We start from the raw sequence: 2319 nt of genomic DNA, 5'->3' as shown, positions 1-2319 counted from the left end.
CAGCGTCTTTGCCCTGCACCACAGTGCGTCTCCTTGGTCTCGCGCTCCGATGAGCGTTCCCGATGTGACGTCATGTGACCGTTCACATCGGTTCACTATAGCCACGGGCGCGGCCGGAGTGTCAACTCAAACGGTCTCGGGTTGGTAACGGCCTCTTCAGCCCCACCGCACCGGCCCGGTCGAGGACCGCACGATCAGCTCGGGCATGATCGTGGCGGGCGCCGACTCATGGTTCGGATCGACCGGGCCGAGCAGGATGTCGACGCACCGGCGGCCGAGTTCGACGAAATCCTGTCGCACCGTGGTCAACGGCGGCCAGAAGTGCGCGGCCTCGGGGATGTCGTCGAAGCCGACGATGCTGATGTCCCGCGGCACCTCGAGCCCTTCGTCCCGGATGGCGTGGATCAGCCCGAGCGCCATCTGGTCGTTCGACGAGAAGATCGCGGTGAAGTCCCGCACCCGCAGCAGCTCACGCCCCGCGTAGTAGCCGAAATCCGCGGTCCAGTCGCCGAGGATCGGCGCCGTGGTCGGGATGTCGCTGGCCGACATCTCCTCGAGGAAGCCACGCATGCGCGCCTCCGCCTCGATCCAGTCCTGGGGGCCCGCGAGGTGATAGATCCCACGATGACCCTGGTTGATCAGGTGTTTTGTCGCCAGCCTGGCGCCGGCGACCTGATCCACCGACATCGCGTGCGCAGGATCGAGGTCAGTGGACTGCAGCGTGACGTACGGGATGTCTATGGCTTCCGCCGACAGTGCGCGCAAGACGCGCACCTGCGGGGCGATGACGACGATGCCCTCCACCGCCTGGGTCATCAGATGCGTCAGCCCGGCCGGGATCGACTGCGGATCCGACGCGTCGATGTTCGCCGTGCTCACCCAGTAGCCGCGCTCCTGGGCTGCCGCCTCGATGGCCGCGATGCTCGAAGCCGGCCCGTACTGGGTGCTCCGGGCCGCGAGGATGCCGATCGTCTGCGAACGGCTGGTCACGAGGGCCCGCGCTGCGCGATTCGGTCGGTACTGCAGCCGTGCCATGACCTCGAGCACACGCTCTTTGGTTTCGGGACGGATGCTCGGGTGGTTGTTGAGCACGCGGGAGACGGTCTGATGCGAGACGCCGGCGAGGCGTGCGACGTCGCGGATGCTGGGTCGCCGGGCGCTGGCTTCTTCGCTCATCCGGATGCCTCCTCTTCGCGGCTAGGGAAATTCCATGTGCACGGTCACATACCCCTCTTGGACATTATGCACCCGGGACCTCGATTACACCCAGGTGCCCATGTGACTGTCACATCTCGCCCGCTGTGTCGTGTGACGCGGTGCATGCCGTCACACGCCTACACTGGCCGGGTGTCGGATCTGTCCAAGCATCTTCCGCTGAGCAATCAGCCGCGCGGCGACGAGACCGGCGTCACCTCGGATCGCCGCAGCCCCATCGTCGAGCTTCTGATCGAGGCGTCGCGGCTCGTCGGGAACGTTCCAGCGTCCCAGCAGGCTGCCCTCGTCACCGCCTTCCTCGACGACGCGCGCCTCGCCAGGGAAGCCCCCGCCGATCGCGACCCGCTCCCGCGCCTGACCGAGGCCGCCGCGGCGGTCCGGAACGGACGGAAGCGCGGCATCCGTCCCCTCGTGCACACCGCGCGCGCGCTCTTCCGGCTCGCGTCCTCGCTCGGGGCCTCTCCGGCGATCGACCCGCAGGTCTGCGGCGCCATCGTGCTGTGGGGGGCGACCTCGGGGCCGTTCGACCGTCGTGCGGTGCTCTCCGGGCACACGATCCGCGCCACCGACGCCGATTGGGAGTTCGGACATGGCCCGGTGCTCGCCGGAACCGCCCTCGCGATCGCCGCCTTCGTGCTCGGGGCGTCGGACACTCCCCCGCAGCAGGTCAGCTCGCCGCGATGACTCGCCGAGGCTGGCGATCGGTACGCTCGAAGCATGACCGGACTGCGCTGGGGAATCCTCGCCACGGGCGGAATCGCCCATATGTTCACCAAGGACCTGCGCACCGCGGGCCTCGACATCGCCGCTGTGGGATCGCGGCGCGCTGACGCGGCCCGCGCCTTCGCCGACGAATTCGAGATCCCGCGCGCCCACGACTCCTACGAAGCCCTCGTAGACGACCCCGACGTCGACATCGTCTACGTCGCCACGCCGCACCCGGCGCACGCCGACAACGCCATCCTCGCGCTCGAACATGGCAAGCACGTCCTCGTCGAGAAGCCCTTCACCCTCAACGCCGCCGAAGCGGCGCGGGTGCGCGATGTCGCCGCCGCCAACGGCCTGCTCGCGATGGAGGCCATGTGGACCCGATACCTTCCGCAC

The 2319-nt window shown here is 68.4% G+C and carries 3 protein-coding genes; 2 read left to right on the top strand and 1 reads right to left on the bottom strand.

The annotated features are described in order from the left end of the window. Nucleotides 1-156: 156 nt before the first annotated feature. Nucleotides 157-1176: a LacI family DNA-binding transcriptional regulator gene (locus tag AC1DVT_RS19655; protein ID WP_457101110.1), complete on the bottom strand. Its 1020-nt coding sequence runs from the start codon at nucleotides 1174-1176 to the stop codon at nucleotides 157-159. A gap of 171 nt (nucleotides 1177-1347) precedes the next feature. On the opposite strand from AC1DVT_RS19655, the gene AC1DVT_RS19650 reads away from it, so the two are divergent. Beyond that, a complete protein-coding gene (locus AC1DVT_RS19650) occupies nucleotides 1348-1899 on the top strand; it encodes a hypothetical protein (RefSeq protein ID WP_477391013.1) in 552 nt (183 codons plus the stop codon). 33 nt (nucleotides 1900-1932) lie between these two features. Continuing rightward, on the top strand, nucleotides 1933-2319 hold a 387-nt coding region (locus tag AC1DVT_RS19645; RefSeq protein ID WP_477391011.1), incomplete at its 3' end, for a Gfo/Idh/MocA family protein.

This window comes from Microbacterium sp. P2_F9 (assembly GCF_056403635.1).
This window is presented reverse-complemented; position numbering and strand designations above follow the sequence as displayed.

What these genes read in the sequence shown, in the direction of transcription:
- AC1DVT_RS19655 (WP_457101110.1), bottom strand. Translation starts at nt 1,176, where the DNA reads ATGAGCGAAGAAGCCAGCGCCCGGCGACCCAGCATCCGCGACGTCGCA.